Origin of the sequence: Methylobacterium sp. J-070, from assembly GCF_022829385.1 — a bacterium.
Taxonomy (GTDB): Bacteria; Pseudomonadota; Alphaproteobacteria; order Rhizobiales; family Beijerinckiaceae; genus Methylobacterium.
The window spans coordinates 1-25,287 of record NZ_JAKSXX010000165.1; the positions used below are offsets into that span (position 1 = coordinate 1).

Annotated in this window: 24 protein-coding genes, 2 tRNA genes and 1 pseudogene; 13 read left to right on the forward strand and 14 right to left on the reverse strand. The window is 71.9% G+C overall.

Annotated elements, in window-relative coordinates; genetic code table 11:
- The first annotated feature begins 473 nt into the window (after window positions 1-473).
- A complete protein-coding gene (locus tag MKL01_RS15960; RefSeq protein WP_243906190.1) occupies window positions 474-641 on the forward strand; it encodes a hypothetical protein in 168 nt (55 codons plus the stop codon).
- Window positions 642-647: 6 nt separating this feature from the next.
- Here MKL01_RS15960 and MKL01_RS15965 read toward each other — a convergent pair whose 3' ends face one another.
- The 6 genes from MKL01_RS15965 to MKL01_RS15990 form a co-directional block, all read right to left on the reverse strand.
- Window positions 648-806 (reverse strand): hypothetical protein, encoded by a 159-nt coding sequence (locus MKL01_RS15965; RefSeq protein ID WP_243906191.1) that lies wholly within the window; start codon window positions 804-806, stop codon window positions 648-650.
- 147 nt (window positions 807-953) lie between these two features.
- Complete coding sequence (locus tag MKL01_RS15970) at window positions 954-1,223, reverse strand: hypothetical protein (protein ID WP_243906192.1); 270 nt, start codon at window positions 1,221-1,223, stop codon at window positions 954-956.
- Window positions 1,224-1,427: 204 nt separating this feature from the next.
- On the reverse strand, window positions 1,428-1,634 hold the full coding sequence (locus MKL01_RS15975) for an Rmf/CrpP family protein (RefSeq protein WP_243906193.1): 207 nt from the start codon (window positions 1,632-1,634) through the stop codon (window positions 1,428-1,430).
- Window positions 1,635-1,659: 25 nt separating this feature from the next.
- Window positions 1,660-3,000, reverse strand: a complete 1,341-nt coding sequence (locus tag MKL01_RS15980; protein ID WP_243906194.1) for a PQQ-dependent sugar dehydrogenase — start codon at window positions 2,998-3,000, stop codon at window positions 1,660-1,662.
- Window positions 2,997-3,458 (reverse strand): DUF2231 domain-containing protein, encoded by a 462-nt coding sequence (locus MKL01_RS15985; RefSeq protein WP_243906195.1) that lies wholly within the window; start codon window positions 3,456-3,458, stop codon window positions 2,997-2,999. Before MKL01_RS15985 ends, MKL01_RS15980 begins: the two co-directional genes overlap by 4 nt.
- 177 nt (window positions 3,459-3,635) lie before the next feature.
- Entirely contained in the window at window positions 3,636-4,130 is a 495-nt protein-coding gene (locus MKL01_RS15990; RefSeq protein ID WP_243906196.1) for an HD domain-containing protein, read from the reverse strand.
- Window positions 4,131-4,410: 280 nt separating this feature from the next.
- On the opposite strand from MKL01_RS15990, the gene MKL01_RS15995 reads away from it, so the two are divergent.
- Complete coding sequence (locus MKL01_RS15995) at window positions 4,411-4,653, forward strand: hypothetical protein (protein WP_243906197.1); 243 nt, start codon at window positions 4,411-4,413, stop codon at window positions 4,651-4,653.
- A gap of 90 nt (window positions 4,654-4,743) precedes the next feature.
- Here the strand turns inward: MKL01_RS15995 and MKL01_RS16000 are convergent, their stop codons facing one another.
- Complete coding sequence (locus MKL01_RS16000; protein WP_243906198.1) at window positions 4,744-5,142, reverse strand: PRC-barrel domain-containing protein; 399 nt, start codon at window positions 5,140-5,142, stop codon at window positions 4,744-4,746.
- A gap of 283 nt (window positions 5,143-5,425) precedes the next feature.
- On the opposite strand from MKL01_RS16000, the gene MKL01_RS16005 reads away from it, so the two are divergent.
- A complete protein-coding gene (locus MKL01_RS16005; protein WP_243906199.1) occupies window positions 5,426-6,319 on the forward strand; it encodes a DMT family transporter in 894 nt (297 codons plus the stop codon).
- A 16-nt stretch (window positions 6,320-6,335) separates the two neighbouring features.
- Here the strand turns inward: MKL01_RS16005 and MKL01_RS16010 are convergent, their stop codons facing one another.
- Entirely contained in the window at window positions 6,336-7,259 is a 924-nt protein-coding gene (locus tag MKL01_RS16010; RefSeq protein ID WP_243906200.1) for a hypothetical protein, read from the reverse strand.
- 193 nt (window positions 7,260-7,452) lie between these two features.
- Here MKL01_RS16010 and MKL01_RS16015 point away from each other — a divergent pair, with 193 nt between their 5' ends.
- The 4 genes from MKL01_RS16015 to MKL01_RS16030 all read left to right on the forward strand — a co-directional run bounded on the left by MKL01_RS16015 (window position 7,453) and on the right by MKL01_RS16030 (window position 11,346).
- Complete coding sequence (locus MKL01_RS16015; protein WP_243906201.1) at window positions 7,453-8,016, forward strand: nitroreductase; 564 nt, start codon at window positions 7,453-7,455, stop codon at window positions 8,014-8,016.
- Between the two features lie 13 nt (window positions 8,017-8,029).
- Window positions 8,030-8,659, forward strand: a complete 630-nt coding sequence (locus tag MKL01_RS16020) for a flavin reductase family protein (RefSeq protein WP_243906202.1) — start codon at window positions 8,030-8,032, stop codon at window positions 8,657-8,659.
- A gap of 90 nt (window positions 8,660-8,749) precedes the next feature.
- Complete coding sequence (locus MKL01_RS16025) at window positions 8,750-9,835, forward strand: lytic transglycosylase domain-containing protein (RefSeq protein WP_243906203.1); 1,086 nt, start codon at window positions 8,750-8,752, stop codon at window positions 9,833-9,835.
- A complete protein-coding gene (locus MKL01_RS16030) occupies window positions 9,832-11,346 on the forward strand; it encodes a DUF2336 domain-containing protein (RefSeq protein ID WP_243906204.1) in 1,515 nt (504 codons plus the stop codon). Before MKL01_RS16025 ends, MKL01_RS16030 begins: the two co-directional genes overlap by 4 nt.
- A 172-nt stretch (window positions 11,347-11,518) precedes the next feature.
- Here the strand turns inward: MKL01_RS16030 and MKL01_RS16035 are convergent, their stop codons facing one another.
- Together MKL01_RS16035 and MKL01_RS16040 are read right to left on the reverse strand one after the other, a co-directional pair.
- On the reverse strand, window positions 11,519-13,384 hold the full coding sequence (locus MKL01_RS16035; protein WP_243906205.1) for a glycoside hydrolase family 15 protein: 1,866 nt from the start codon (window positions 13,382-13,384) through the stop codon (window positions 11,519-11,521).
- Window positions 13,385-13,493: 109 nt separating this feature from the next.
- Window positions 13,494-14,738, reverse strand: coding sequence for an acyl-CoA dehydrogenase family protein (locus MKL01_RS16040; RefSeq protein WP_243906206.1), 1,245 nt, complete (start codon window positions 14,736-14,738; stop codon window positions 13,494-13,496).
- Window positions 14,739-14,853: 115 nt separating this feature from the next.
- Here MKL01_RS16040 and MKL01_RS16045 point away from each other — a divergent pair, with 115 nt between their 5' ends.
- Both MKL01_RS16045 and MKL01_RS16050 read left to right on the forward strand, forming a co-directional pair.
- Window positions 14,854-15,609 carry a response regulator gene (locus tag MKL01_RS16045; protein ID WP_243906207.1) on the forward strand — a complete coding sequence of 252 codons (756 nt, stop codon included), beginning with the start codon at window positions 14,854-14,856 and terminating at the stop codon, window positions 15,607-15,609.
- Window positions 15,606-17,015 carry an ATP-binding protein gene (locus tag MKL01_RS16050; RefSeq protein WP_243906208.1) on the forward strand — a complete coding sequence of 470 codons (1,410 nt, stop codon included), beginning with the start codon at window positions 15,606-15,608 and terminating at the stop codon, window positions 17,013-17,015. The genes MKL01_RS16045 and MKL01_RS16050 overlap by 4 nt, the downstream gene beginning before the upstream one ends.
- Window positions 17,016-17,042: 27 nt before the next feature.
- Here the strand turns inward: MKL01_RS16050 and MKL01_RS16055 are convergent, their stop codons facing one another.
- The gene (locus MKL01_RS16055; protein WP_243906209.1) at window positions 17,043-19,199 is read right to left on the reverse strand and encodes a methyl-accepting chemotaxis protein; all 2,157 of its coding nucleotides are present in this window, start codon (window positions 19,197-19,199) and stop codon (window positions 17,043-17,045) included.
- Between the two features lie 353 nt (window positions 19,200-19,552).
- Here MKL01_RS16055 and rocF point away from each other — a divergent pair, with 353 nt between their 5' ends.
- From rocF to MKL01_RS16070, 3 genes are all read left to right on the forward strand, one after another.
- A complete protein-coding gene (gene rocF / locus MKL01_RS16060) occupies window positions 19,553-20,521 on the forward strand; it encodes an arginase (protein ID WP_243906210.1) in 969 nt (322 codons plus the stop codon).
- Window positions 20,521-21,384 (forward strand): urease accessory protein UreD, encoded by an 864-nt coding sequence (locus tag MKL01_RS16065; RefSeq protein WP_243906211.1) that lies wholly within the window; start codon window positions 20,521-20,523, stop codon window positions 21,382-21,384. Before rocF ends, MKL01_RS16065 begins: the two co-directional genes overlap by 1 nt.
- A gap of 116 nt (window positions 21,385-21,500) precedes the next feature.
- Window positions 21,501-21,574: transfer RNA gene (locus tag MKL01_RS16070), tRNA-Cys, on the forward strand.
- A gap of 53 nt (window positions 21,575-21,627) precedes the next feature.
- Here the strand turns inward: MKL01_RS16070 and MKL01_RS16075 are convergent.
- Both MKL01_RS16075 and MKL01_RS16080 read right to left on the reverse strand, forming a co-directional pair.
- Entirely contained in the window at window positions 21,628-23,307 is a 1,680-nt protein-coding gene (locus tag MKL01_RS16075; RefSeq protein ID WP_243906212.1) for a methyl-accepting chemotaxis protein, read from the reverse strand.
- A gap of 234 nt (window positions 23,308-23,541) precedes the next feature.
- Entirely contained in the window at window positions 23,542-23,712 is a 171-nt protein-coding gene (locus MKL01_RS16080) for a hypothetical protein (protein WP_243906213.1), read from the reverse strand.
- Between the two features lie 264 nt (window positions 23,713-23,976).
- Here MKL01_RS16080 and MKL01_RS16085 point away from each other — a divergent pair.
- Window positions 23,977-24,052, forward strand: a tRNA-Asn gene (locus MKL01_RS16085).
- 193 nt (window positions 24,053-24,245) lie between these two features.
- On the opposite strand, the pseudogene MKL01_RS36000 reads toward MKL01_RS16085, so the two are convergent.
- A pseudogene (locus MKL01_RS36000) lies at window positions 24,246-25,163 on the reverse strand (tyrosine-type recombinase/integrase); the annotation flags it as partial.
- Between the last annotated feature and the right edge of the window lie 124 nt (window positions 25,164-25,287).

Here is a 25,287-nt window from a genome sequence, read left to right on the forward strand (position 1 = left end):
GCGCGGCCGAGGAGACCGGCGCCGCCGCCGCACAGGTGCTCGGCGCCGCCTCCGAACTCTCCCGCCAGTCCGAGCACCTCGCCGCAGAGGTCGACCGCTTCCTCGCAACCGTCCGCGCCGCCTGACAGCGCGCCGCGGACCCGTCGGTGCGACGCCGGCCCCGCGCGGGCGCCGACGTCGCGCGGCCGGGACCGGCATCCTCGCGGGTGTGCCGGGACACGCCGGATCGGAAAGCTTGGGCTTACATCGGGATCACGCCGCGAACACAGCCGCGGACCCGATGGAGACTTCCCATGACCCTCATCGCTCGCCTTACCCTCGCGGCTGCCGTCGCCGCCGCCACCGTGGCCGTCATGGCGGGGACCTACGTCGAGGCGCTGGACCGCGCCCTGCCCATGCATTTCGCCTGATCACGGCCCTGGCGGCTCTGACGCCGAAGGCGATCCTCCGCGGCGGCGAGGGGGAGGCGGCCGATGCGCAATCTGATGCATTCGGTCCTCGACGGCGCCTTCCACCTTGCGGACGCACTGGACGGCTGGCTCTCCGAGATCGTCAGCGGGTTCGGCGCCGCGGCGCCCTTCGCGGCGGATAGCGGCACGGCGACCTCTGCGGAGGATCCCGGAGCCAGGAGCATTGACTGAGCGCGCTCAGCGTTTCCGGTCGCCGGGGGCCGCCTGATCGGTCTGCGGCTCCATCTTGGTTGAATCGGGCTTGGTCGGCGCGTTGTTCTGCGCCTGCTTGTCGTCACAGGCGGCCAAGCCGACGAGCAGCAGCCCGAGCAGGGCGATCCCTGTCGTTGTCCGCATGATCCCTCAATCCTCCACCCGCGCGGTTCGGAAAATCACTGCCCGGCGGATCCGCCGGACAGGCCGCGGCCAGCAGGCCGTCACCGAACGGAACGATCGTTCGCCGGTCCCGCCCGGTGGACCGGCCGACCCAGGCCGGCCGAGACCTCAGCGGCTGCCTGCGCCGGGCTTCGAGCCGGAACCGGCGTCGTTCGCCCCCGTGCTGTTGGTCGTCCCGGACCGGCTCATGTTGCCCGTAGAGGGTCCGCTGCCCGCCGCACCGGGGCTCGCGCCGGAGCCGGCGTCGTTCGGCCCGGTCCTGTCGGCCGTGCCCGACCGGCTGGTGGCGCCGGAACCGTTCTCGGCGGCGAGCGCCGGCGTGGCGGCGGCGAGCAGGCCGGCGGCGGCGAGCGTGATGAGCCTCTTGCTGAGCGTCATGGCGTATCTCCCTGTCGTGCCGGCCGTCGGACGCGGCGCCGCGGTCGGTCTCAGGGGCAACCCCACGGGAGGACAGCTGTTCCTGGACCCCCGGGACGGCGCCGCCGGGCGGCGCGGCACGAAGCGGGTCGCAGGCGGGCCGTCGGCCGTCTCAGGCGGAGCGGCGGCGGCGCGCCGGTTGCGCTGTTCTGCGCGCGGTGCGGTTCACGATTCCGCCGGGTCCGCGCCGCCATCCGTCGCCGCCGCGGAGGTGTCCCGGGCCTCGGCGTCGGGCGTCCGGTAGCCGCGCTCCCAAGTCCGGTGCGGGTCCGATCCCGCGGGATAGGGGTTTGCGGTGACCGGATCGCCGCGCTCCCGGGCGTGACGCCCCTCGGCGCTGATCTTGGCGGGTGAGTAAGTCGACGGCGTCACGGCGCAGCCTCCGGCTCGGGTCGATTCAGCGGATGATCGCGGCCGGCCCGGCCGTCGACTGGGATCCGGCACCCGTCACCCGCCACACGGTGCCGCCCGCGTCGTCGGCGATCAGCAGGCCGCCGTGGCTGTCCACCGCGAGACCCACCGGCCGGCCCCGGGCGTTTCTGTCGCCGGTGACGAAGCCGGTGACCACGTCCTGGGCCTTTCCGGAGGGCTTGCCGTTCGCGAACGGGATGTAGACGACCTTGTAGCCGTTCAGCGGGTCCCGGTCCCAGCTTCCATGCTCGCCCACGAAGGCGCCCCCCTGATAGGTCTGGGGCAGGGCGGTGCCGGTGTAGAAGGCCAACCCGAGCGGGGCGACGTGCGAGCTCAGGGAATAATCGGGCATGGTCGCCGAGGCGACGAGGTCCGGGCGCTGCGGCATCACCCGCGGGTCGACGTGATCGCCCCAGTAGCTGTAGGGCCAGCCGTAGAAGCCGCCGTCCTTCACCGAGGTCATGTAATCGGGCACGAGGTCCGGCCCGAGCTCGTCGCGCTCGTTGACCACGCACCAGAGCGTCTTGGTCTGGGGCTCGAAGGTCAGGCCATTCGGATTGCGCAGGCCCGTCGCGTAGAGCCGGTGCGCGCCGGTCGCCCGGTCGATCTCCCAGATCGCCGCGCGATCTTTCTCCTCGTCGAGCCCGTTCTCGGAGACGTTGCTGTTCGAGCCGACGCCCGCGTAGAGCTTCGTCCCGTCCGGACTCGCCGTCAGGCTCTTGGTCCAGTGATGGTTGATGTGGCCCGCGGGCAGCTCGGTGAGCTTGGTGCCGGGCGCCGAGATCTGGGTCTCGCCGGCCCGATAGGGGTAGCGCATCACCGCGTCGGTCTCGGCGACGTAGAGGTCGTTGCCGACGAGCGCCATGCCGAAGGGGGAATTCTGCTTGTCGAGCAGGACGCTCCGCTGCTCGGGCACGCCGTCGCCGTCGGCATCCCGCAACAGCGTGATGCGCTGGCCCGGGGTCTCGGGGGAGTGGGACTTCCGCTCCAGCCAGCCCATGATGATCTCCTTGGGCCGGTTCACCGGCGGCGTCGGACCGCCGCTCTCGGCCACCAGGATGTCGCCGTTCGGCAGGACCAGGAGCGAGCGCGGGTTCTTGAGGCCTGTGGCCAGCGCCTTCACCTGAAGGCCGGCGGCGACCTGAGGCGCCTCGCCCTCCTTCCATCCGACGACGCTCGAGACGTGCATTGGCGGCAGCAGATACTGATGCGGTTCTGGCAGGGGCGGATTTGGGCCGATCTGGCTCTGCGGATCGATGGGATCCGGGCCGCAGGCAGCCAGCGGCAGCAGGAGACCGGTGGCGAGAATCGTCCGACGGCGCGTCATGCCCGCTCTCCCGTGCGCACGCCGACGCCGTAACGATGGACCAGGGCCGCGCCGTTCCAGCCGGTCACCAACAGGATGAGGACGACCGTGGCGGACAGGATCAGCCCGGTCGGCACGACGGACGTGTAGGCGTCGCGGCTATGGACGAAGACGTTGATGATGCTGAGCGCCAGGGCCACGGCGTTGCCGGCCGCGTGGATCCAGGCCGGCCGCAGCCGGCGGATGCCGCGGTCGCCGAAGAAGTCGATCACCCCGGCGAACGCCGCGAGGGCGGCGCCGATCAGGCCGACGGTCAGCAGCCATGCGGAGAAATTCGCCCATTGCATGTTGGCGGTGAACCAATAGGCGATGTCGGTGACCAGCGTCCCGACGAAGCAGACGATCGGGACCGGCACCAGCAGGGGATGGAGCGGCTGCGCCCCGATCCGGGCCGTGGAACGCGGGTATGTCTGGGCCAAGCGAACGTCCTCGTCACGCGATCGCGCCGGGGGGCCTATGGACTACCGACCGCCCGAGCGAATGTTCCCGCGGCGCGCGCTTGGCGGCGGCGGCCGGTGCCTTCGTCCCGGCCTGCGTGGCGCCGATGCCGCCCCGAGCCGGCGCGCGACCCTTCCCCATGCCAGGCCGCATCCCCGTCACCGCCCCGTATAGCCCGACGTCGCCGCGGCCTCCGTCAGACGGGCGAAGGCGGCGGCGTAGCGCTCGCGCAGGAAGGCGCCGTTCGGCGGGATCCGGCTCGGGCAGAGGTTGTCTTCGGTATCCGACATCTTGATCAGCACGGCCGCGAGGTTTCCCGTGGCGATCAGGGTGCCGATCCGCTCCGAATAGGCGATCCGGGCCTGCGGCTTCGTGAGCAGGGTCACGATCCGGAGCACGTCCCGGTCGAAGCCGGCGGCGCATAGGTCGGTGGTCGTCCGCGGCGTGTCCTCCAGGACATCGTGGAGGAGGGCGGCCTGCATGACCTGCATCGGATCGATGGCGAGTCCATCGACCAACCTGGCGTGACCGGCCCGGGCAAGCGCGGCGTTGGCGACGCGTTCCAGGTGCCGCATGCAGGGCTGGCCGCTTTTGTCGAGCTGGCCCGCATGCGCGGTGAGCGCGAAGGTGTGGGCGTCGAAGATCGTCGGCACGCTGCTTCTCGCGGGAGCCGGTGGCGCGGTGCGGCGCCGCTTCAGCCTCCTGCACGGACAATCGCGGGTGGAATGCGCCGTTCCACCGGCGATGGCCGGGGCCGGCCGATGCGCCGAATCGTCGAATGCGGCAGGTCGGCTTAACCCATTTTGAGGATGCTAAAATTGTGCATCCGTTCAGAACGTTATTACTGGCAGCACTATTGCCCAGCTCACGTGTCGTCGCCATTTACTGTCTCATAAGCGGACAGGCGGCGACCCGCAGTCCAGGATTGAGCCAATGGCGTCCGTCACAGCAGTGAAGCCGCTCGATGTCGGCGGGCCGATCAGCCGCCGCGCCGCCGCTTTGGCCAACGCCAAATGGTTCCGCGCCCTGGCGTGGCGGACCCTGCGCGAGGGCGGTCCCCAGGCCGCCCTTCGCGCCGCCAACGCCCGCGCCGCCGCCTGGATCGTCCTGCGGCAGGCCAAGCGCGAGGCGCTCGTCGCCCGCCTGGCCCGCGAGGCGCTCGGCACCGACGCCTGAACCGACGCCGAGCGCGGTCGGTGACCCGGCGCCGGCCCGATGGCCGGGGCCGGCGCCAAGGTCCGCTCGCGCGAATCCCGAATCAGACGGTCAGCGCTTGAACTTGCCGTCGTACTTGAACTCCGGCGCGGACTTGAGCTGGTCCTTGCTGGCGCCGATGATCGCCTTCCACTTCTTGGCGTTGGCATCGTAGCCGAGGGCGATGGAGGCCGGCGACACCGCGACGTAGTGCTCGCCCATCCCGAGGAAGCCGCCCACCGAGACGATGTAGCCGGTCAGCTTGTCGTGGTCGATCACGAGGTCCTTGATCTCGCCGACGGTGTTGGTCTGGGCGTCGGTGATGTTGAGGCCAATCAAATTGTAGCTCAACACCGCGTCCTGCGGCACGCTTTCGAACTTCGGCGCGACGGTCGGGGGAGCCTCGTTGGCGGCGAGGGCCGGCCCTGTCAGGGCTGCGACGGCGAGGGTGGCGAGGACGAGGCGGCGCATGACGATCTCCAGTGGCCCGAATTGGGTCGCTTGAAAGCCGCCACCGTCCCGCATCGTTCCGGCGTCCGGCAGAAATGTTAATCCGCGGAACATGGAACTTTCGCGTGCGAGCTGTGCAGTTCACGCGCCTGGCTGGACCCGGCATGGGCAGGATGCCCATCGAGGCGGCGTTTCGACCGTACCGGTCGACGGGCAGGACAGATCGGCCATCCGGGCGCGCGGCGTCCCTGGCGGTGGCGTGAAGCCCGGGCCATCAGCGACGCGCTGGTGGCGGGAGGCGTGCGTGGCGGAGAGATCGGGCATTGCGGGGGCGGCGCCCCGAGCCGCGCCGGGCGCCTGGATCGACGGGCTCATCGGCGTGTCGATCTTCAGTGCCTCGCTGGTCGCGACGCGCCTGGCGCTGACCGGCATGGACGCGCTCTTCCTCAGCACCGCCCGGGCGGCGCTGGCGGGCCTCGCCGGCGCCGGGGCGCTGCTGGTCTTCCGACAGAGACGACCGCGGGGCGACGACGTCCGGGCGCTCGCCGTCGTCGCGGCCGGCGTCGTCGTCGGCTTCCCGCTACTGACGGCCCTCGCCCTGCGGACGGTGAGCGCCGCCCACGGAACCGTCTTCGTCGGATTGCTGCCGCTCGCCACGGCGGTTTTCGGCGCGCTGCGCTCGGGGGAGCGCCCGTCGCCGGCCTTCTGGCTCCTGTCACTCTGCGGCGCGCTGATCACCGTCGCCTTCGCGGCCCGGGGCCTCGAGAGCCGGCTGGGAGCGGGCGACGGCTTCATGCTCGCCGCCATTCTGGTCTGCGGTCTCGGCTACGCCGAGGGCGGGCTCCTGGCCCGCAGGCTGGGCGGATGGCAGGTGATCGCCTGGGCGACGGTGCTGTCTCTGCCGATCAGCCTGCCGCTCGCCGTCGTCCTGGCGCCGTCGGACCCCGCCACCATACCGATCCCCGCCTGGGCCGGCCTCGCCTACGTGGCGCTGTTCAGCATGCTGATCGGCTTCGTGTTCTGGTATCGGGCACTGGCGCGCGGCGGCATCGCGGCGATCGGACAGCTGCAGCTGCTCCAGCCGTTCCTAGGCCTCGGCGTCGCCGCCCTGGTGCTGGGCGAGCGGATCGAGCCCGCGATGATCGGCGCAGCCCTGGCGGTCGCCGCCTGCGTCGCGCTGGCCCGCCGCTTCGCCTGAGGGCGTCGGGGACGGCTCAGCCCGCCTTGGCCACCACCTCGATGTCCCGGTCCAAGCCGCTCTCGACCTTGAACTCGCGGGTGTAGACCTGCCCGTCGTGGCGGGCGATCAGCACGTAGTCGCCCTCGGCCAGCGTGACCTGCGGGAACGCGCCGATCGCCTCGCGGATCGTGTCGCCGCCGGGCGTCAGCACCGAGAAGGCGGTCCCGGCGTACGCCTCGGCGCCGGGGGCGGCGACGAGCTTGAGGGTCACGGTGGCGGCGCGGTGGTTCAGGGTCGCCTCCGTCACCTTGCCGTTCTCGACCCGGAGATCCGCGCGCTGGATCGCGTTCGACTCCCCGTAGGTCGACACCACGTGGTAGGTGCCCTCCGGCAGGCGCAGGGTCTCGCCGGTCTTGATCCCCGAGCGCACGAGGCGCCCCTCGGAATTGGTGCCCACCGGCACGAAGACCGTGAAGGTCACCTGCGCGGGCGCGATCTTCTGGTCGCCGACGGCGCCCGACAGCTTCAACGCCCCGGCCGCGACGCGCAGCGTGTCGGTGGTCGGCTGGCCGCCCATCACGATCCGTTTCGAGGCGCTGGCGAACCCGTAGGTGACGGTCGCCACGTAGGTGCCGGGGGCGAGGGTGAAGCGCGGCTCGGCCTCTCCGGACCGGGCGACGATCCCCGGCCGGGTGCCATCGCCGCGATCCTCGTAGATCCGCCATGCCAGACCCTCGCGCAGCGGCACCCCGGGTCCCGCCAGCAGCGCCGACAGCGACAGCTGCGCCTCCGGCTCGGCGGGCGGCATGGCGGGGGGCAGGGTCGGACTGGTGATCGACGGGGAGGGCAGGGGCCCACCGAGACGATCCTGGAACGCGTCCTGCTGCGCGCTCGCGGGCGCCGGCCACGCCCCCGCGACGACGAGTGCCAAGGCAGTCGCGGCGAGTCCCATGCGCATCTGTCGAACCCTCCACGTCCTCGCTGCGGCACGCGGCCCGGCGGCCGCGGATCCGCGACAGGCCGCGCGGGGCCAGGGGGGCGGATCGTCGCCCCTGCCTCTGCATCCGGACCGTGGCGACGGCAAGGCCGCTCTTCCACCCGGCCCCGGCGCATGCCACATCCGACGCTGACCCGATGCCGGGACGGAGCGCATGACCGCCACCCTCGAACTCCTGAAGACCCGCCGGTCGGTGCCGCCGCCGCTGCTCGACGGACCCGGCCCGGACCGCGCCCAGCTGGACACGATCCTCACGGCCGCCGCCCGGGTGCCCGATCACGGCAAGCTCGCGCCCTGGCGCTTCATCGTCATCGCCGGCGACGCCCGCGCGCGGGTGGGCGAGACCATCGCGGCCGCCTTCGCGGCGGACAATCCGGACGCGACGCCGGAGCGCCTCGCGCAGGAGCGCGGCCGGTTGGCGCACGCCCCCGTCGCCGTGGCGGTGGTGTCGCGCGCGGGGCCGCACGTGAAGATCCCCGAATGGGAGCAGGTGCTCTCGGCCGGCGCCGCCACCATGACGCTCGTCATCGCCGCCAATGCCGCGGGTTTCGCCACCTCCTGGCTGACCGAATGGTTCGCCTACGACCGTCGGGTGCTCGACGCCCTGGGCCTCGCGCCCGCCGAGAAGCTCGCCGGGTTCGTCCACATCGGCCGGGCGCGCGAGGTGCCCTCCGACCGGCCGCGGCCGGCGCTCGGCGAGATCGTCACCTATCTCTGAAGGGATCCGAGCGTTGCACTACGATCTCGATGTTCCGCGGGACGCGCGCCCGCTGCCCCACAACCCGCTCAAGGCGATCGTGGCGCCGCGGCCGATCGGCTGGATCAGCGCCATGAGCCGTGACGGGGCTCTCAACCTCGCGCCCTACTCGTTCTTTAACGCGGTGGCCGACGACATGGTCGCCTTCTCGTCCGCGGGCCGCAAGGACGCGATGACCTTCGCCGAGGAGGGCGCGGAGTTCGTCTGCAGCCTCGCCACATGGGATCTGCGCGACGGGATGAACGATTCCTCCGCACCGCTGCCGCGGGGACAGAGCGAGTTCGCCTTCGCCAACCTGGAGACGGCCGCTTCGCGCAAGGTCCGTCCGCCCCGCGTGGCGGCCTCGCCGGCGGCCCTCGAATGCCGGTGGCTGCAGACCGTGCCGCTGGTTCCCCTCGGGGGCGGCGAGGCGGACAACTTCCTGGTCATCGGGCAGGTCGTCTCGATCTATGTCGACGAACGTTACGTGAAGGACGGCATGGTCGACACCGCGGCGATGCATCCGATCATGCGCGGCGGCTATTTCGACTACTTCCACGCCACCGCGGACACGCGCTTCCAGATGCGCCGGCCCAAGGGGGCGGGCGAATTCACCGGGTCCTGAATGGAGACCCGCCCGACCGGGCCCGATTGAGGACTTATTTACCATAGCGAGCGCAGGTTCGGGGTGTCTCCAGCCCGCGTTCGCGTCCGGATGTTCCTGTTCACCACGCCCTCAAGCCCCCCGGACAGCCCGCCCCCTCCGGCGCGGGCGCTGTCGGGGACGGCCGCCTCCGGACCGGTGGTCCAGGCGATCCGCGATGGGGCGATGGCCAGCGGCGTCGGCTTCGACTACCTGCTCGCGACGGCCCGGCGGGAATCGGCCCTCGACCCGGGCGCCAAGGCCGGGACCTCCTCGGCGACGGGGCTGTTCCAGTTCATCGAGCAGACCTGGCTCGGCGTGATAAAGAATGCCGGCCCGCGCCTCGGCCTCCAGGCTCAGGCCGACGCCATCGCCAAGCAGGCGGACGGCACCTACACGGTCTCCGACGCCGAGCAGCGCCAGGCCATCCTCGACCTGCGCCGCGACCCCAAGATCTCCGCGACGCTGGCCGGTGCGCTGACGCAGCAGAACGCCGAGGCGCTCGCCGGCGCGCTCGGCCGCGGCCCGACCCCGGGCGACCTCTACGCGGCGCACGTGCTGGGCGCCAAGGGCGCGGCCGCCCTGATCTCAACGGCGCGCGCCTTCCCCGAGCGCGCCGCCGCCCTCGACCTTCCGGAGGCGGCCGCCGCCAACCGGGCGCTGTTCTACGACCGCGCGGGCAAGCCGCGCAGCGCCGCCGAACTCTACGCCAGCCTCGCGGCCGCCGCGCAGGGGGCGGCGGCCACAGATCTCACCAGCCTGCGCCAGGACGGCGCCGCCCCCCCGCAGGCCGCCTCGGCCTACGCCAGCGCGGCGACGGCCTTCGGCGGCACCAGCGACCTGCGCAGCCTGTTCCAGACCGACCAGCGCGGCGCGGTGTCGGATGCCGCGGCGCGGCTCTGGCAGGCGCGCAATGCCGCGGCGCCGGCCGGGCACGCCGCGCCGACCTACTTCCCGCGCTCGGACGCGGACATGTCCGCAGGCCCGGCCGTGCCCGATCCCGTCGCGACCGGCGCCCTTCCGGAGCGCCCGGCGTCTCCGCCCGGCACCGCGCTCACCAACCCGCCGCTGCCGCCGCGCCGCCCAGCGGAATTCGCCGCGGCATCGTCCACGACCGGCGCCAGGAACAGCCTGTTCGCCCCCCGGAGCGGTCCATGATCATCCGCGAGTTCCTGGCCTGGACGCAGAACGCCTCCGCGAGCCGTCGCGCCGAGGCCACCGCCGCGCTGGCGCGGGCCTATCTCTACGGCAACCTCGGCGCCGAGGATGCGTGGGAGGCCAAGACCGCCCTGCTGGCGCTCCTGGACGATCCCTCGCCCGTCGTCCGCCGGGCCCTGGCCGAGGTCTGCGCGGCCTCGGCGAGGACGCCGCGCCCCCTGGTGGTGGCCCTCTCCTGCGACGTCCCCGAAGTCGCCCGGCTCGTGCTGGCGCGCTCGCCGGTGCTCACCGACGCGGATCTGGTGGATGCCGCCGCGCTCGGCGACGAGACGACGCGCGCCGTCATCGCAGCCCGCCATCACCTGTCGCACGCGGTCTCCGGGGCGCTGGCCGAGATCGGCGAGGCCGAAACTTTGACGGTGCTGGCGCGCAACCCCACGGCGAAGATCACCGCGGGCCGGATGCTGCGCATGGTCGAGCGGCGCGGCGCGGAGGCGTCCCTGCGCGAGGCCCTGCTGGCCCGCGCCGACCTGCCGCCGGAAGTCCACCACGCGATCGGGCTCGCGGTGGCGCAGGCCCTGTCCGATTTCGTCATCCATCGCGGCTGGCTCGGCGCCGAGCGCTCCGACCGGATGAGCCGCGAGACCAGCGAGCGGGTGGCCCTGGAGGCCTGCGCGGGTTCCGGTGCGGCCGGCGTGGCCCGGCTCGTGACCCACCTGCGCACGACCCGACAGCTCAATGCCGGTCTGATCCTGCGCGCCGTCCTGTCGGGCCGCACCGATTTCGCGCAGGCCGCCCTCGCCGACCTGTCCGGCCGGGACCACGCCGCCGTGGCGCGCGCCCTACGGGATCCCCGGACCTTCGCCGATCTGCACGCGCGGGCGGGCCTGCCGGCCGCGCTCCTGCCGGCCATGCAGGCCGCTCTCACGGCCTGGCAGGATGTCGCCCGCAGCGGTACGCCGATCCGCGGCGCCGGGCTGTCGCGGCGGATCATCGAGTGCGCGATCAGCGCCTGCGGCGACCTGCCCGACGCCGACATGCATCCGGTCCGCGCGCTGCTCAACCGCTACGAGGCCGAGGCCGCCCGCGACGAGGCCCGGGAGGTCGCGCGGACGATCGCCGCGGAGGCGGCGGCCCGAGAGACGGCTCGTCGCGACGCCCAGGCGGCGGACGCCGCATGGCACGCCGCCCTCGCGAGCCAGCGCAGGACCGTCTTCGACACCCCCGGCAGCGCGGCGGAGACCATCGCGGTCTTGGCGGAGGTGGTGCCGGCGGATCCGGAGATGCGCAATCCGGTCGGTGCCATCCTCGACGCGCTGCCGGAGCAGATCCTCGCCTGGTACAGGACCGAAGAGCGCCCGGTGGATACGGAGGCACAGGCGGTAACGGATGCCGTGCTCGACGGCCTCGGCGACAGCCTGATCGACCTCTTCCGGTCCAGCCGGAGCCTCGCCGGACCGGCGACCGGGGTGGGCGCGGCGGACGACAAAGCGGCGAAGATCGCCGCCTGATCCGAATTGCGGTCGAGGTGGCCAGGTAGGCCGCCCCGTCCTCCCGACCGTCCCGATCCCGATGAGGCGCCTGCCGACCGGGTGGGCTTCGGCCCGGGGGTTGCCGGCTGCAGGGCCGTCTTGCCCGGAGGCCTCTTCCGAAGCCGACCGCGCCCCCGTCGTCTCCGTGCCGTTATTCGGCGGCCCGGCGCGCGATGGCATCCGCGGGATCGGCCAGACCGAACCGCGCGATGCTGCTCTCCAGCCGCAGGGCCGCGTTGATCAACGCCATGTGGGAGAAGCCCTGCGGGGTGTTCCCGCGCTGCTCCCCCGTCGCGGGATCGATCTCCTCGGCGAACAGCCCGACATCGTTGCCGCGGGCCAGCACCCGCTCGAAGGCGGCCTTGGCGTCGGCGGTGCGGCCGTCAAGCGCGAGGCAGCCGATCCGCCAGAAGGCGCAGGCGGTGAACGTGCCTTCGTCGCCGCTCAGACCATCGTCCATGCGGTACCGGTAGATCAGGTCGCCGGCCCCGAGTTCGCGCTCGATCGCCGCAAGCGTCGAGCGCGTGCGCGGGTCCTGGGGGTCCAGCGCCGCGAACAGGACGACCCGGAGCACCGCGGCATCGAGGTGGTGCGAGCCGTAGGCGCCGACATAGGCCTGCTTCTCGTCGCTCCAGCCCTTCTCGAGATACTCCGCGCGGACCTCGGCGGCGACGCGCTCCCATTCGGCGATCTTCGCCTCGGGCACCCCCTGGATGTTGCGCGCGATGCGCGCCGCATCGGTGAGCGCCACCCAGATCATCGCCTTGCTGTGGACCTGCTGGCGGGGTCCGGTCCGCAGCTCCCAGATCCCGTTGTCCGGGTCGTGCCGATGCCGGATGGCCCGCGCCGCGAGGTTGTCGAGCACCTCGGGCAGGCGGTCGTTGACCTTCTCGGGCGGGTCGTAGTCGACCGCCTCCAGGAAGACGCACAGGGCCCTGAGCAGCTCGCCGTAGATGTCGTGCTGGTCCTGGGCCTCGGCGATGTTGCCGATCACCACGGGCCGCACGCCGTTCCAGCCGCTGAGGTGGGTGAGTTCCTCCTCCGCCGGCATGCCGTCGGCGATGCCGTACATCAGGCGGGTCTCGCGCCCCTGGGTCCCGTCCCGCTCGCGCAGGAAGCGCAGGAACTCGGCCGCCTCGCGCACGTAGCCCAGCATGACGAAGGCCGTGACCGTGAAGGAGGCGTCGCGCATCCAGGTGAAGCGGTAATCGTAGTTGCGGTTGCCCGGCACGGCCTCCGGCAGGCCCGCAGTCGCCGCCGCCAGGATCCCGCCGGAGGGCGAGTAGGTCAGCAGCTTCAGGCAGAGCGCGGAGCGCATCACCGCGTCGCGGTAGGTTCCGCGATAGGTGCAGCGGGCGCTCCAGCGGCGCCAGTAATCGGCCGTCGCCTCCAGGCGGCGCCGGGCGCCGTCGAAATCGTCGATGCAGGCGTCCTCGTGGTCCTCCCCGTGGGTGAGGACCAGATAGGCGGTCTCGCCCTCGGACAGGCGGAACCGGATCTCGGCCGCGTCGCCGACGATCTCGGGCCGCGGCTGCGCGTTCACCCGCACCCGCCAGTCGCCCGCCTCGAACAGCACGGAGGCGCCCTCCACCAGCGGCGTGCACGGGCTGCGCGCATAGTCGAAGGTCGGCCGCACCACGAGGCATCCCGCCACCGTGCCGCTCTCGCAGGTGAGGAGCCGGATGAGGCGGCTCTCGCCCTCGCCGTCGGGGCCTTCCTCCGGCTCGGGGCTCGGCGGGCTGACCGGCATCACGTCCACGAGGCGCGCCCGCCCGGTGGCGGTGGTGAAGGTCGTCTCGAGGATGTTGGTGTCGGGCATGTAGCGGCGATCGCTCGCCGTCAGATCGTCGAAGGCGACGCTGCAGGCACCGCCCTTCTCGTCGTCGAGGAGCTTGACGAACAGCGCCGGCGAATCGTGACGCGGCCAGCACAGCCAGTCGATCGACCCGTCGCGGGCGATCAACGCGCAGGAATGGGTGTCGCCGATGAGGGCGTAGTCGCTGATGGGCTTCGACACGGGTCTTCCGGAGGGCGCGATCGCCCGCTAAATCGGGCAAGGCCTGACCGTGAGGTAGCCGGGCCGCGCCGGGCGGGGAGTCCGGCTCGACGATTCGCCGCAGGGCCGCTCAGCTTGCCGGCCGGGGCAGCATGCGGTCGCTGATGATCCGCCGCTGGATCTCGCTCGTGCCTTCGAAGATCGTCGTCAGCCGGGCGTCGCGCCAGTAGCGCTCGACCCGGCGCTCGGTGGTGTAGCCGTTGCCCCCGTGCAGCTGCATCGCCTGGTTGGTGACCCGCACCGCCATCTCGGTGGCCAGCAGCTTGACCATCGCCGACTCGCTCTCGGCGGCCTCGCCCTGATCGAGCAGGTGGGCCGCCTGCTGCCAGAAGACCCGCGCCTGCGCGACCTCGGCGGCCATGTCGGCGAGGGCGAAGCGCAGGGCCTGGAAGTCGCCGATCGGATGCCCGAACTGGACCCGCTCCTGAAGGTAGGCCTGGCTGTCCTCCACGGCCGCCCGCGCCACGCCGACCGCGCGCGCCGCCGTGTGGACCCGGGCGATGTTGAGGCCCCGCTGGACGGACGCGAACCCGCCGGAATCCGCATCGGCCCCCTGGTCGCCGTAGAGTCCGGTGAGCCGGTCGCTCTCGGGCACGCGCACGCCGTCGAGGACGAGCTCGAACGTCTGGAAGCCGTGATAGCCGATCTTGTCGATCACCCGGCCGGTCATGCCGGGGGGGAAGCTGTCCCGGTCCTTGAGCACCAGGAACGGTTCGAGACCGGCGGAGCGCGACTCGCCGGGTTCCGGATCGCGGGTGCGGGCCAGGACCTCGACGAAGTCGGCCCCCTTGGCGAAGCCGGCCCAGCGCTTGGTCCCGCTCAGCACCCAGTGGTCGCCGTCCCGCACCGCCCGGGTCTGAACGCCGGCGAGGTCCGAGCCCGCATTGGGCTCCGACAGCGAGATCGAGCCGATCCAGCGCCCCCGAGCCGAACGCCGGAGCAGGTCCGCGCGGCGCTCCGGATCGAGGGTCTGCGTCCCCAGACCCTGGCCGCGGGCCAGGATGCTGCCCACCGAGAGCCACGCCCGAGCCAGCTCCTCCGAGACCAGACAATACTCGAACACACCGAGCCCCAGGCCGCCGTGCTCCTCCGGGATCGTGATCCCGAACCAGCCCTTCTCCGCCATGGCGTCGATGAGCGTGCGCGGCATCTCGGCCTTCTGCCGGTCGAGCTCGTCGGCGAGCGGCAGCACCGTGTCCCGGGCGAAGACCCGCGCCTCCCGTTGCAGCTCCGCCCGCGCCGGCGTGCGCCACGGCGAGGCCAGGTCCGGCGGCTGCGGCGCGATCGGGTCCTTCCGGTGCTCGGATCCGGTCATCACTCCCCCCTGCGGCGCCGGAGGTCGATCCCGGCTGCGTGTTGGAAACACGCGCTTACAAATTGGTTCCGCCGCCCACCTTCGAATAATTGTCCGACCGGCGCATAATAGCCTGATGATGCAGGCCGAACCGCACACAGACCCGTTCGCGATGAATGCACCGACGACGCCCCATATCCTTGTCGTCGAGGACGACAGGGAGATCTCGGCGCTGATCGCGCGCTATCTCCGGGGCAACGATTGCCGCGTCACCCTGGCCGGTGACGGGACCGACATGGACCGCGCCCTGGCCGAGTCGCGGATCGACCTGATCGTGCTGGACCTGATGCTTCCGGGCGAGGACGGCCTCAGCCTGTGCAAGCGTCTGCGCGGCGCCTCGCAGATCCCGATCCTGATCCTGACGGCGAAGTCCGAGGACGTCGACCGCATCCTGGGGCTGGAGCTCGGCGCCGACGATTATCTCTCCAAGCCATTCAACCCGCGGGAACTGCTCGCCCGCATCCGCGCGATCCTGCGCCGGGTGGCGGCCGAGGCGCCCGACACGGACGAGCGTCGGCGCCTGCACTTCTCCGGCTGGACGCTGGATATCTCCCTGCGGCAGGTGCTGTCGCCCGAGGGCGCGCGGATCGCCGTCACCGGCGCCGAATTCGACCTGCTCCACGCCCTGTGCCTGCGCCCGGGGCGGGTCCTGTCGCGGGACCAGCTCCTCGACCTGACCCAGGGACGGGCCGCGGGCCCGTTCGAGCGGAGCATCGACGTGCTGATCTCCCGCATCCGCCAGAAGATCGAGCGCGACACCCGCAATCCCGAGTTCATCCGCACGATCCGTTCGGGGGGCTACCTGTTCACCCCGGAGGTCACGCGCTCATGAGCCTCCTGCGGCGGATCCGCGCCCGGCTTCGGCCGGCGACCATCGCGGGCCAGATCGCGCTGCTCGTCGTGGCCGGGATCGCGGTGGCGCACGTGGTGGCGACCCTCGCGTTCCTGCTCCTGCACGAATCGCAGAACCCGGACGAGCTACCGGGCGTGGCCGCGAGCCGCCTCGGCACCCTGACGCGCCTCCTCGACGCCGTCGACCCGGAGGCCCGGCCCGCGTTGCTGGCGAGCGGGCGCAGCCTGCCGCTCATCCGGGTCGAGCCCTGGGACGGCATGGCGCCGGCCGGGGCCAAACCGGCCCCCGACCTGCCGGTGATCCACCGCCTGCGGAACGGGGCGGGCCGGGCTGTGACCATCACCGACCTGTCCGCCGGGGATCCGGACCAGGACCGGTCGCCGAAACGGCTCCATGTCGGAATCGTCACCCCCGCCGGCGCGACGTTGCAGGCGACGCTGCCGAACGATCCCCTGCGGAGCCCGAAGCAGGGCGCCCTGATCTTCACGGTGGTATTCCTGGCGCTGACCCTGGCGCTGCTCAGCGTCTGGGCGACCCGCGCCCTCACGGCGCCGTTGAAGCGGCTCGCCGGCGCCGCCGAGGCGTTCGGTGCGCGCGACGACCACGTCGCGCTGCCGGAGGCGGGTCCGCGCGAGGTGCTGGCCGTGTCCCGCGCCCTCGACCGGATGCGGTCGCGGGTGCGTCGGCTGATCGACGACCGCACGCAGATGCTCGCCGCGATCAGCCACGACCTGCGCACGCCGATCACCCGTCTGCGTCTCCGTGCGGAGTTCATCGAGGACGAGTCCGCCCGGGCGGCCACGCTGCGCGACCTCGACCAGATGAACGGCCTGGTCGAGGCGGCCCTGTCCTTCGTGCGCGACGGCCAGGCGCGGGATACGAGCAGCCACGGGCTCGTGGACCTCGCCTCGGTGGTGCAGACCGTCTGCGACGACTTCTCGGATTTCGGCGCGCCCGTGAGCGTCGGCCGCAGCCGCCACGTCTTGGTCCAGGGCCGCACCGAAGACCTCCAGCGCGCGGTGACGAACCTCGTGGACAACGCCGTGAAGTACGGCGGCCGCGCGGAGGTCCGGATGGAGGGCTCCGAACGCGGCGTTCGCGTCTGCGTGCTCGATTCCGGACCGGGCATCGCCGATGCCGAGCGGGAGGCGATGCTTCAGCCCTTCGTGCGCGGCGACCGGGCCCGCAATCTCAACGAGGCGAGCGGCTTCGGCCTCGGCCTGTCGATCGTGCAGGCCATCGTCGAGGCCCATCAGGGACGGCTGACCCTGGAGAACCGGCGCGAGGGCGGCCTCTGCGCCGCCATCGAACTGCCGCTGGCGGCCAAGACCTTCGCGGGTCGCGGCGCACAACCCGCCGCGCCGGTGCCGGCCGAGGCGGCCTGAGGCCCTCCGCACCGGACCCCGTGGCGATCACGCCGTCCGGATGTTGCGCAGGAACTGCGCGACCTCGACGCGGAGTTCGTCGGCGCGCTCGGCGAGGACGTCCGAAGCCCGGGCGACCGAGCCGGCGGCCTGGCCGGCATCGTCCGCCACCCGGGCGACCTCGGCGATGTCGGTCGTCATCATGCCGGTGCCGGCAGACGCCTGTCCCATGCTCCGGACGATGTCCTGCGTGGTCGCGCCCTGCTGATCCACCGCCGCGGCGATGCTGGTCGAGACCTGGTTCATCGCCTCGATCTGCGACGCCACCCCCTGGATCGACCCCACCGCGTCGCCGGTGACGGATTGGATCGATGCCACCTGCCGGCCGATCTCATCGGTGGCCCGGCTGGTCTGGGCCGCGAGTTCCTTGACCTCGGCGGCCACCACCGCGAAACCCCGGCCGGCCTCGCCAGCCCTGGCCGCCTCGATGGTGGCGTTGAGCGCCAGCAGATTGGTCTGTCCGGCGATGGTCGAGACCATCCCGACCACGTCGCCGATCCGCGCCGCGGCCGCCGCGAGATCGCTCATCGTGGCCTCGGCCTTCCGCGCCTCGGCGACGGCCGTCGCCGACATGCCGGCTGCCTGCTCGACCTGCCGGCCGATCTCCCGAACGGTGGCGCCGAGTTCCTCGGCCGCGGCCGCCACGGCGTCGACGTTGTCGGCCGTCTGCTGAGCCGCGCCGGCGACGCTCGTCGAGCGCTGGGACGTGCCGGCGACCGCGGTCCGCATGATGCCGGACGCATCCTGGAGCGCCGACACGGCCCCCGTCAGGCCCCCCACGATCCCGCCGACCGACCGCTCGAAGCCGTCGGCAAGCTCCGTCAGCATGGCACGCCGCGCCTGCTCCTCCCGCAGGCGCACGGCTTCCGTGGTCTGCAATTGCTGTGCGGCGTCCTCCAGGGACATGTCACGGATGGTTGCCACCGCACGGGCGATGTCGCCGATCTCGTCCCGGCGCCCGCTGCCCGGCACGTCCGTCAGGGACTGGCGGCCGGCGAGCGCCTTCAGGGCGCGGGTCAGGGCACCGAGCGGCAGCACGATCGCCCGCGCGAGCAGCAGGCCGAAGACGGCGGTCGCCGCCAGCACGCAGAGACCGATCAGGAACAGCGCGCGGGAGAGCACCCGCACCGCGTCGATCGCCTCGGCCTGCGACTGCTCCGCCACCACCGTCCAGGGTGCGCCCAGCACGCTGAGCGGGGAGGCCGCCGCCATGTGCGGACCGTCCGCGCCCGCGAAATCGAAGCTGCCGGCCGCCTTGACCTGTTCGGCCGCGATCCCCAGCGTCGTCAGGCCGTCGCCCGACTTCACGGCCGGGTTGAGCGGCGGATCGCTGCGCAGCAGCCCGTCGGCGCCGGCCGCGACGACCTGTCCGGTCTCGCCGAGACCGGTCCGCTTCGACAGCGCCTGGTCGAACAGGGCCGGCGCCACCCGCATGATGATGTAGCCGATCCGCTCAGCCTCCTGCGCGGTCCCCATGGCGACGTTCGCACGCTTGGTCATGGCGCGCCCGATGAAGGCCGCCGCATGCCCGCCCACCGGATAGGCGGCGAAATCCTCGAACAGGACCGTGGCCGGATCGGCCGACTTGAGGCGCCCGACGAGGCGGGCGAGCGCGGTGCCCGCGAGGTTCCGATCCGAGACCGACGCGGCGAAGTCCACGTCCTTTGTGGTCGTGTAGACGATCCGGCCGTTCTCATCGACGAACATGAGGTCGGCATAGCCCGGCTGGGCGACGAGTTTGCGCGCCACCTCCTGGACCTTGACGTGCCGGCGCCCGTACATCGTGGTCATGCCGGTGCCGTCGAGGGCAACCCGCGCCTCGGCGGTCTTCGGCGCCCTGAATGCGTCGACGACGGCGGCGGTCTCGGGTTTGCCCGGATCGAGGGTCTCGATCAGGTCGGGGAAGTTCGAGACGATCTGCGGGTGCGCGGCGACCGCCTGAAAATCCGCCTGCATCCGGTCCGCCACCAGCTCGATGCCGTCCCGGCGCGCCGCGGCCGCGAGCTGGAGGCGATCCTGTGCGGCGTCGATCAGCGCGGACCGCGCCGTATACCAGCTGGCTCCTCCCATCGCGGTGGCGCTGAGCAGCGCCAGGCCGACGGTCATCGCTGGAAGACGCGCGCTCAGCCGGGAGAACATCATCATGACAAGCCTGAACGATCCTGGATTCGTGATTTCGGCATCATCGACACAATACTTCTAAATTTTTTATGACAGCCGCACGAACGAGCCGATACCGTATCGAAGTCTGTCCGATCCTAGAGTATTACACTTTTGCCACCTCAAGAAATCTGAGTTATCGTACTGTCTGCCTCACCACTGAATACTGCAGTGCGCTCCCACCGGCCCGAGATTGAGCCCGATTCTCTGCGGCGATGTTTGAGGAGCGCGGGCGTCGCGGACGGGGCGGCCGCTGTCGCCCGAAGGCGTCATCGAACGGCGGCCCGTTGCCTGCTAGAGCGGCGAAGCGATGTAACGGAAGGCGCCGGCTGGACAGGATGACGAGCGAGACGAGCCTGCACGAGCGACCCGGCCTCGCACTGATCGGCGCGCCGATCGAGGTCGGCACCAGCGAGCCCGGCGCCCTGATGGGTCCGGCGGCCCTGCGGACCGCCGGCCTGATCCGTGCCCTGTCCGACCTCGGTCATCCGGTGACCGACCACGGCGACGTCGTTCCCGACGGGCCGACCGGGGCGCGGGGGCTCGATGCGGTCGGGGCCTGGACGCGCGCCCTGTCGCGGGCCGTCGAGGACGCGCTCGATGCGGGGGCGCTGCCCCTGGCCGCCGGGGGTGACCACAGCCTGTCGCTCGGTTCGATCGACGGGGTCATGCGCCACTGCCTGCGCCGGGGCCTCCCGGTCTTCGTGCTCTGGCTCGACGCCCACGCCGACTTCAACACACCCGAGACTTCGCCGTCGGGCAATGTCCACGGCATGCCCCTGGCCGCCCTGTGCGGGGAGGCGGGCTTCCCGCCCCTCTTCGCCGAGCCGGTGCCGCCGCCGCTCCCGCCGCGCAACGTGCACCTGTTCGGCCTGCGCTCGATCGACTCGGGCGAGCGCGCGCTCGTCACGGCCCGGCAGGTCGGGGTCACCGACATGCGGACGATCGACGAGTTCGGCGTGGTGGCCCCCCTGCGGCGCGTGCTCGACCGCGTGTCCGCCGAGGGCGCGCATCTCCACGTGAGCTTCGATATCGACTTCCTGGATCCCTCCGTCGCCCCCGGGGTCGGGACCACCGTGCCGGGGGGTGCCACCTTCCGGGAAGCGCATCTCATCATGGAGATGCTGCACGATTCCGGGCTCGTGCGCTCCCTCGACGTGGTGGAGCTGAACCCGTTCCTCGACGAGCGGGGGCGCAGCGCCCGGGTCCTGGTCGAGCTGATCGCGAGCCTGTTCGGCCGGCGCATCCTCGACCGGCCGACCGTGCCGATCGAGGCGGTGCCCAGCGAGGTCGTCGAGCGCGATTGATGCACGGGACCGTCCCACCCCCTCGAGAGCCGGCGGATGGGGACGCGCCGGCGCGCCAGCGCTCGGTGGGCCGCATCCTGGTGCGGGCCGGGCCGGCGAGCCCGGGCGGATCGACCCGCCTCATCGACCTGTCGGAATCCGGTCCGTCGCGGCTGCGCTTCCCGCGGGGGGAAGGGGCACTGGAGGCCGTCCTGGTGAACACCGCCGGCGGGATCGCCTGCGGCGACGTCTTCGCGAGTGCGCTGACCCTCGATCCGCGGGCCGATTTCGTCCTGACCACGACGGCGGCGGAGAAGATCTACCGCTCGGACGGCCCTGTGAGCCGGATCGACAATCGCGTGACGCTCGGAGAGGGGGCACGGCTCGCGTGGCTTCCGCAAGAGACGATCGTGTTCGACCGCGCCCGAGTCCGGCGGCGCTTCGAGGCCGATCTCGCCGCCGGTTCCGGGCTGATCGCCGTGGAGATCGTCGCCTTCGGTCGGGCCGCAAGGGGCGAGGAGATCGCCGCGGGGCTCTTCGCGGATGCATGGCGCATTCGCCGGGACGGCCGGCTCGCCTATGCCGACAGCTTCGTGCTGGAGGGGCCGATCAGCGCGCTCCTGGCCCGGCCGGCGATCGGCGGGGGCGCCCGGGCCTGCGCGACCCTGCTCGACGTCTCGGACGGCGCGCAGACGCGCCTCGACGAGGCGCGGACCCGATTGACGGCGTTGGGCGGCTCGGGGATCGAGGCCGGGGCGAGCGCCTGGAACGGCACCCTCGTAATCCGCGCCCTGGCGGACGGGGTCGGGCCCCTGCGCGACCTCGTCGCCCGCTTCCTGACGGGCTATCGCGGCCTGCCGATGCCCCGGGTCTGGCAGAGCTGACGCTCGGGCGAATCCACCGCGCGGCAGCCGTTGCCTGCGGGCGCCGACCTCTGCTAGAGACGCGCACCCGGAGCTGTCCGCCAAGCTCCGTGCGGCGCCGCGGCGCCGATCCGGAAGGCCTCGTGGCGGAGTGGTTACGCAGAGGACTGCAAATCCTTGCACCCCGGTTCGATTCCGGGCGAGGCCTCCAAATTCCCTTCCGAACGGTCCCGATCGAAGCGCCGCATCGCCCCGGCGAGGGCGTCAGGCGCGGTGGACCTGTCCCATGAAGGTCTCGATCGCCGATTGCAGACTGTGCGTTCCGGCGGTCACGCGGGAGGCGCTTCCGCGCACCTGTCCGGCCTGGGCGTCGTTGGACGCGGCGGCGGCGCGGACGCGCGCGATGCTCTCGGAGACTTTCCGGGCATCGGCGGCGGCGTTAAAGATCGCCTTCGCGATCTCCTGGCTGGCATGCCCCTGCTGATCGGTGGCCTCCGCGACTTCGGTGGCGATCAGGCTCATCCGGGCGATGGTCTGGCCGATCGTCCCGATGGCGCCGACCGTGCGATCCGCCGCCTGCTGGATCGATCCGACCTGCCCGGTGATGCGGTCGGTGGCCAGCGCGGTCTGGCCGGCGAGCGCCTTGACCTCGGCGGCCACCACGGCGAAGCCGCGGCCCGCGGCGCCGGCGCGCGCCGCCTCGATCGTGGCATTGAGCGCCAGCAGGTTCGTCTGTTCGGCCACTTCGCGGATCAGCGTGACCACGGCGCCGATCTCCTCGGCCGCCTGCGAGAGGCTCATCACCGTCTCCTCCAGGCCGCGGGTGTCGGTCAGGGCGGAGGAGGCGATCTCGCTGGTGAAGCGGACCCGTGCCTCGATCTCCCGGGCTGAGGCGGAGAGTTCCTCGGCCGCGCTGGCGATGCTGTCCACGATACCGGCGGTCTGATCGGAGGCGCCGGCCACGACGGCCGCCTGCGATGCCATGGCGCCGGCATTGCCCGAGAGCGTATCGGCCGCATTCTGCATCGCCTCGGCCGAGCCAGCGAGATCGGTGACCGCGCGGTGCGTCTCCGCCTCGAACGCGCGGGTCGCCTCGGCCAGAGCTTCGGCGCGGAGGCGGTCGCGATCGACCCGCGCCTTGGCCTGCGCGTCGAGGTCGCGCTTCTCGACCAGAGCCTGCTGGAACGCCGCGATGGCGCTGGCCATCTCGCCGATCTCGTCGCGGCGATGGGTGAACGGGATCGTGCGGCCGAGATCGTTCGCCGCCAGGGACGTCATGGAGACCTTCAGCCGGTCCAGGGGCCGCCGGACCTGCGTGAGGATGATCGCGAACGCGGCGAGCAACCCGAGGGCGAGGGCCACCGCGGGCACGACGATGAGGGTGATCCGCGCCTGCCGGCGGTCGGCCGCGTCGGCGGCCCGCCGCATGTTCAGGCGCTCCAGGACATCGCGCCCCAGCGCGGCGATCTCCGCCACCATGCGCTCCCGGTTCTTCACGGTGGCCTCATCGGTGGCCTGGATGAGGGCGGCCTTGGGCGAGATCGTCAGGCCCAGCTCGGCCGTGTCGTTCTGATAGGCGATGAATTCCTTCACGAAGAGGTCGAACCGCCGGCGCCGGTCCTCGGGCAGCTGATCCTCCATGGCTTCGAGGAACGGTTTCCGCACCTGCTCGACCGTCGCCAGGGCGTCGTGAAGCGCGGACAGCCGCGTCCGCGCCTCGGTCACGTCCTCGGCCACGTAGAGCGTCGTCGCCTGCACCACGGCGTGCTCGATCGCCTGCCCGAGAGCTCCGGCCTGCAGCCCGGCGTTCCAGATCCTGTCCGTGGCGGCCGCGCGCTCCTGCTCCCAGTTCGATTGCCGGACCGCGAAGGCCGAGATGCCGACGGCCACGCAGGCCATCAAACCGACCACCGTTGAGAGCTTGATGCCTAAGGAAATGCGCATCGATGTGACGCCAGACTCGCGATCGCAGGATAGCCGAAGGCTCTAGATCACAGTGCGCCGCAGTTCGCCTTAATGTAGTCGGCAAAACCCAAACATATCACCAACTTTTATCCGATTGTGTCGTCGGCAAAAGATCTTTACTTTGCTATACTTGAAGGCATCAAATCGCGTGCCGGTCGATGAAGGCAGCTTAGTCTGCCCGCGCCGGTGTTCTCGGCCCGCCGGACGGCGGCTTTAATCACGACGAACCGATGCGCCGGCCGCATCGGTGGCGATCCGCGTCCCGATCACCGGGCGCCCTGCTCGCGCGGCGGCGATCTCGCGTCGCAGGCCGTCGCACGGCACGGCGATCAGGTCGGGCAGGATGTCGGGCTCCTCCGTATGGAGGCAGCGACGGGTCGGCATGGGCGTGGCGGGCGTTCGCCGGTCGGCGCGGCGGGGCCGCTCCCGTAAGGACGAGCCGTGACGCTCTGATGAACCCGGAACGCCGAACCCGGACGGATCGAAACGGGCCAAAGTGAGGGCCGTAGCGATTGAGACTGCTACGGGTGGCCCGCCGCCCGCGTCGCGCCGCTCCCGGTCATGCCCAACCCAGTGCGTTGCGTCGGCGGGAGTACGCGACGAGGCACTTGCGTCCCGCGATCCCGGTGTGTAGAGACGCGGCCGTGATCCCCGATAGCTCAGTTGGTAGAGCAGGCGACTGTTAATCGCCTTGTCGCAGGTTCGAGTCCTGCTCGGGGAGCCATCCACTTTCCAACATCTTGTGTTCGTTGACTTTTCTGCTCTCGCTCCCGCACCGGGTCGCGAGGTGCGGGAATAGCGCCGTCGTTCCATCGGTCGGCAATACGCTCGGCGAGCTTCGTTCGATTGGCGCCGCGCACGTAGGTTGCGCTCTCGCGGCTGCCCTCGGCCCAACCGAACCACGCATTTAGCTCAGCCTCAGTCGCCCCACTCTCGGCCGCGCGGCGCGCGCCGGCCTTGCGCAGGCCGTGGGCCCGGCCCGGAACGCCGGCCGCCGCGCATGCGTCCCGAAACCAGTTGCCGAAGCTTTCCTTCGTCATCGGCCGACCGCGCTCGCCGGCGATGAACGTCAGCTCGCCGACGGGGCACGCCGCAATCGAGGCCGCGAGCGGCGGCAGGATCCGGATCGTGACCTCCTGGCCGGTCTTCTCCGTCTCGATGCGGATCCGGCCTTCGCGCACGTGGGGACGGCCGACGCGGGCTGCGTCGCCGCGGCGCAGGCCCGTGTAGAGCAGGAGATCGAGCGCCAGGCGCTCACGCGTGCCGAGCGGCCAGCGCACCTCGAACCGGGCGACCTCCTCCTCGGTCCAGGTGTGGAAGCCGTTGCGGTCGTTCGGGCCGCCAAGCAGCTTCACGCCGCGGGTCGGGTCGGCCTGCACGTACTCGCGCTCGACCGCGAAGGCGAACAGGCCCCGCATCGTCTTCAGCCAGTTGTTGGCGCCGTGCGGTCGCGCGGCGCGCCGGTCCATGCCCTCGCGGATGGCCCGCGCCGTGATCGCCTCGATCGCCTCGGTGCCAGCGATCCGGACCGTCTCTGCCAGGATGCCGGCGCGCTGGGCGCGCGTGGCGGCCGACAGGGCCTCGGTCCAATGCGCGCTGATCCGGTACCGGTCGATGAGCCAAGCTAGCGTCCCAACGGTGGCGCCTTTCGCGACCGGTGCGGCCTGACCGGCGAGGGCCGCCGCGAACTCCGCCCAGAACGCTTTCGTGCCGTAGGGCTCGCGCAGGCGCGTGCGAGGCCCGGAGCCGCGGCGGCAGTACCAGACCGTCTCGCCGTGGCGAGTGATCTCGCGGTGGAGGTGCCTCGGGCGTGGACGCGGCATGTCGGCGGTCATAGGACCACCACCCGCTCCCGGTCGGCAAGCCTGCGGCTGGCTGGCGTCTCAACCGGCTCCGCCGGCTCAACGGTGACGCCACCATCGCGCATCACCACACGAACGATCGGGAAGCCGGCATCCC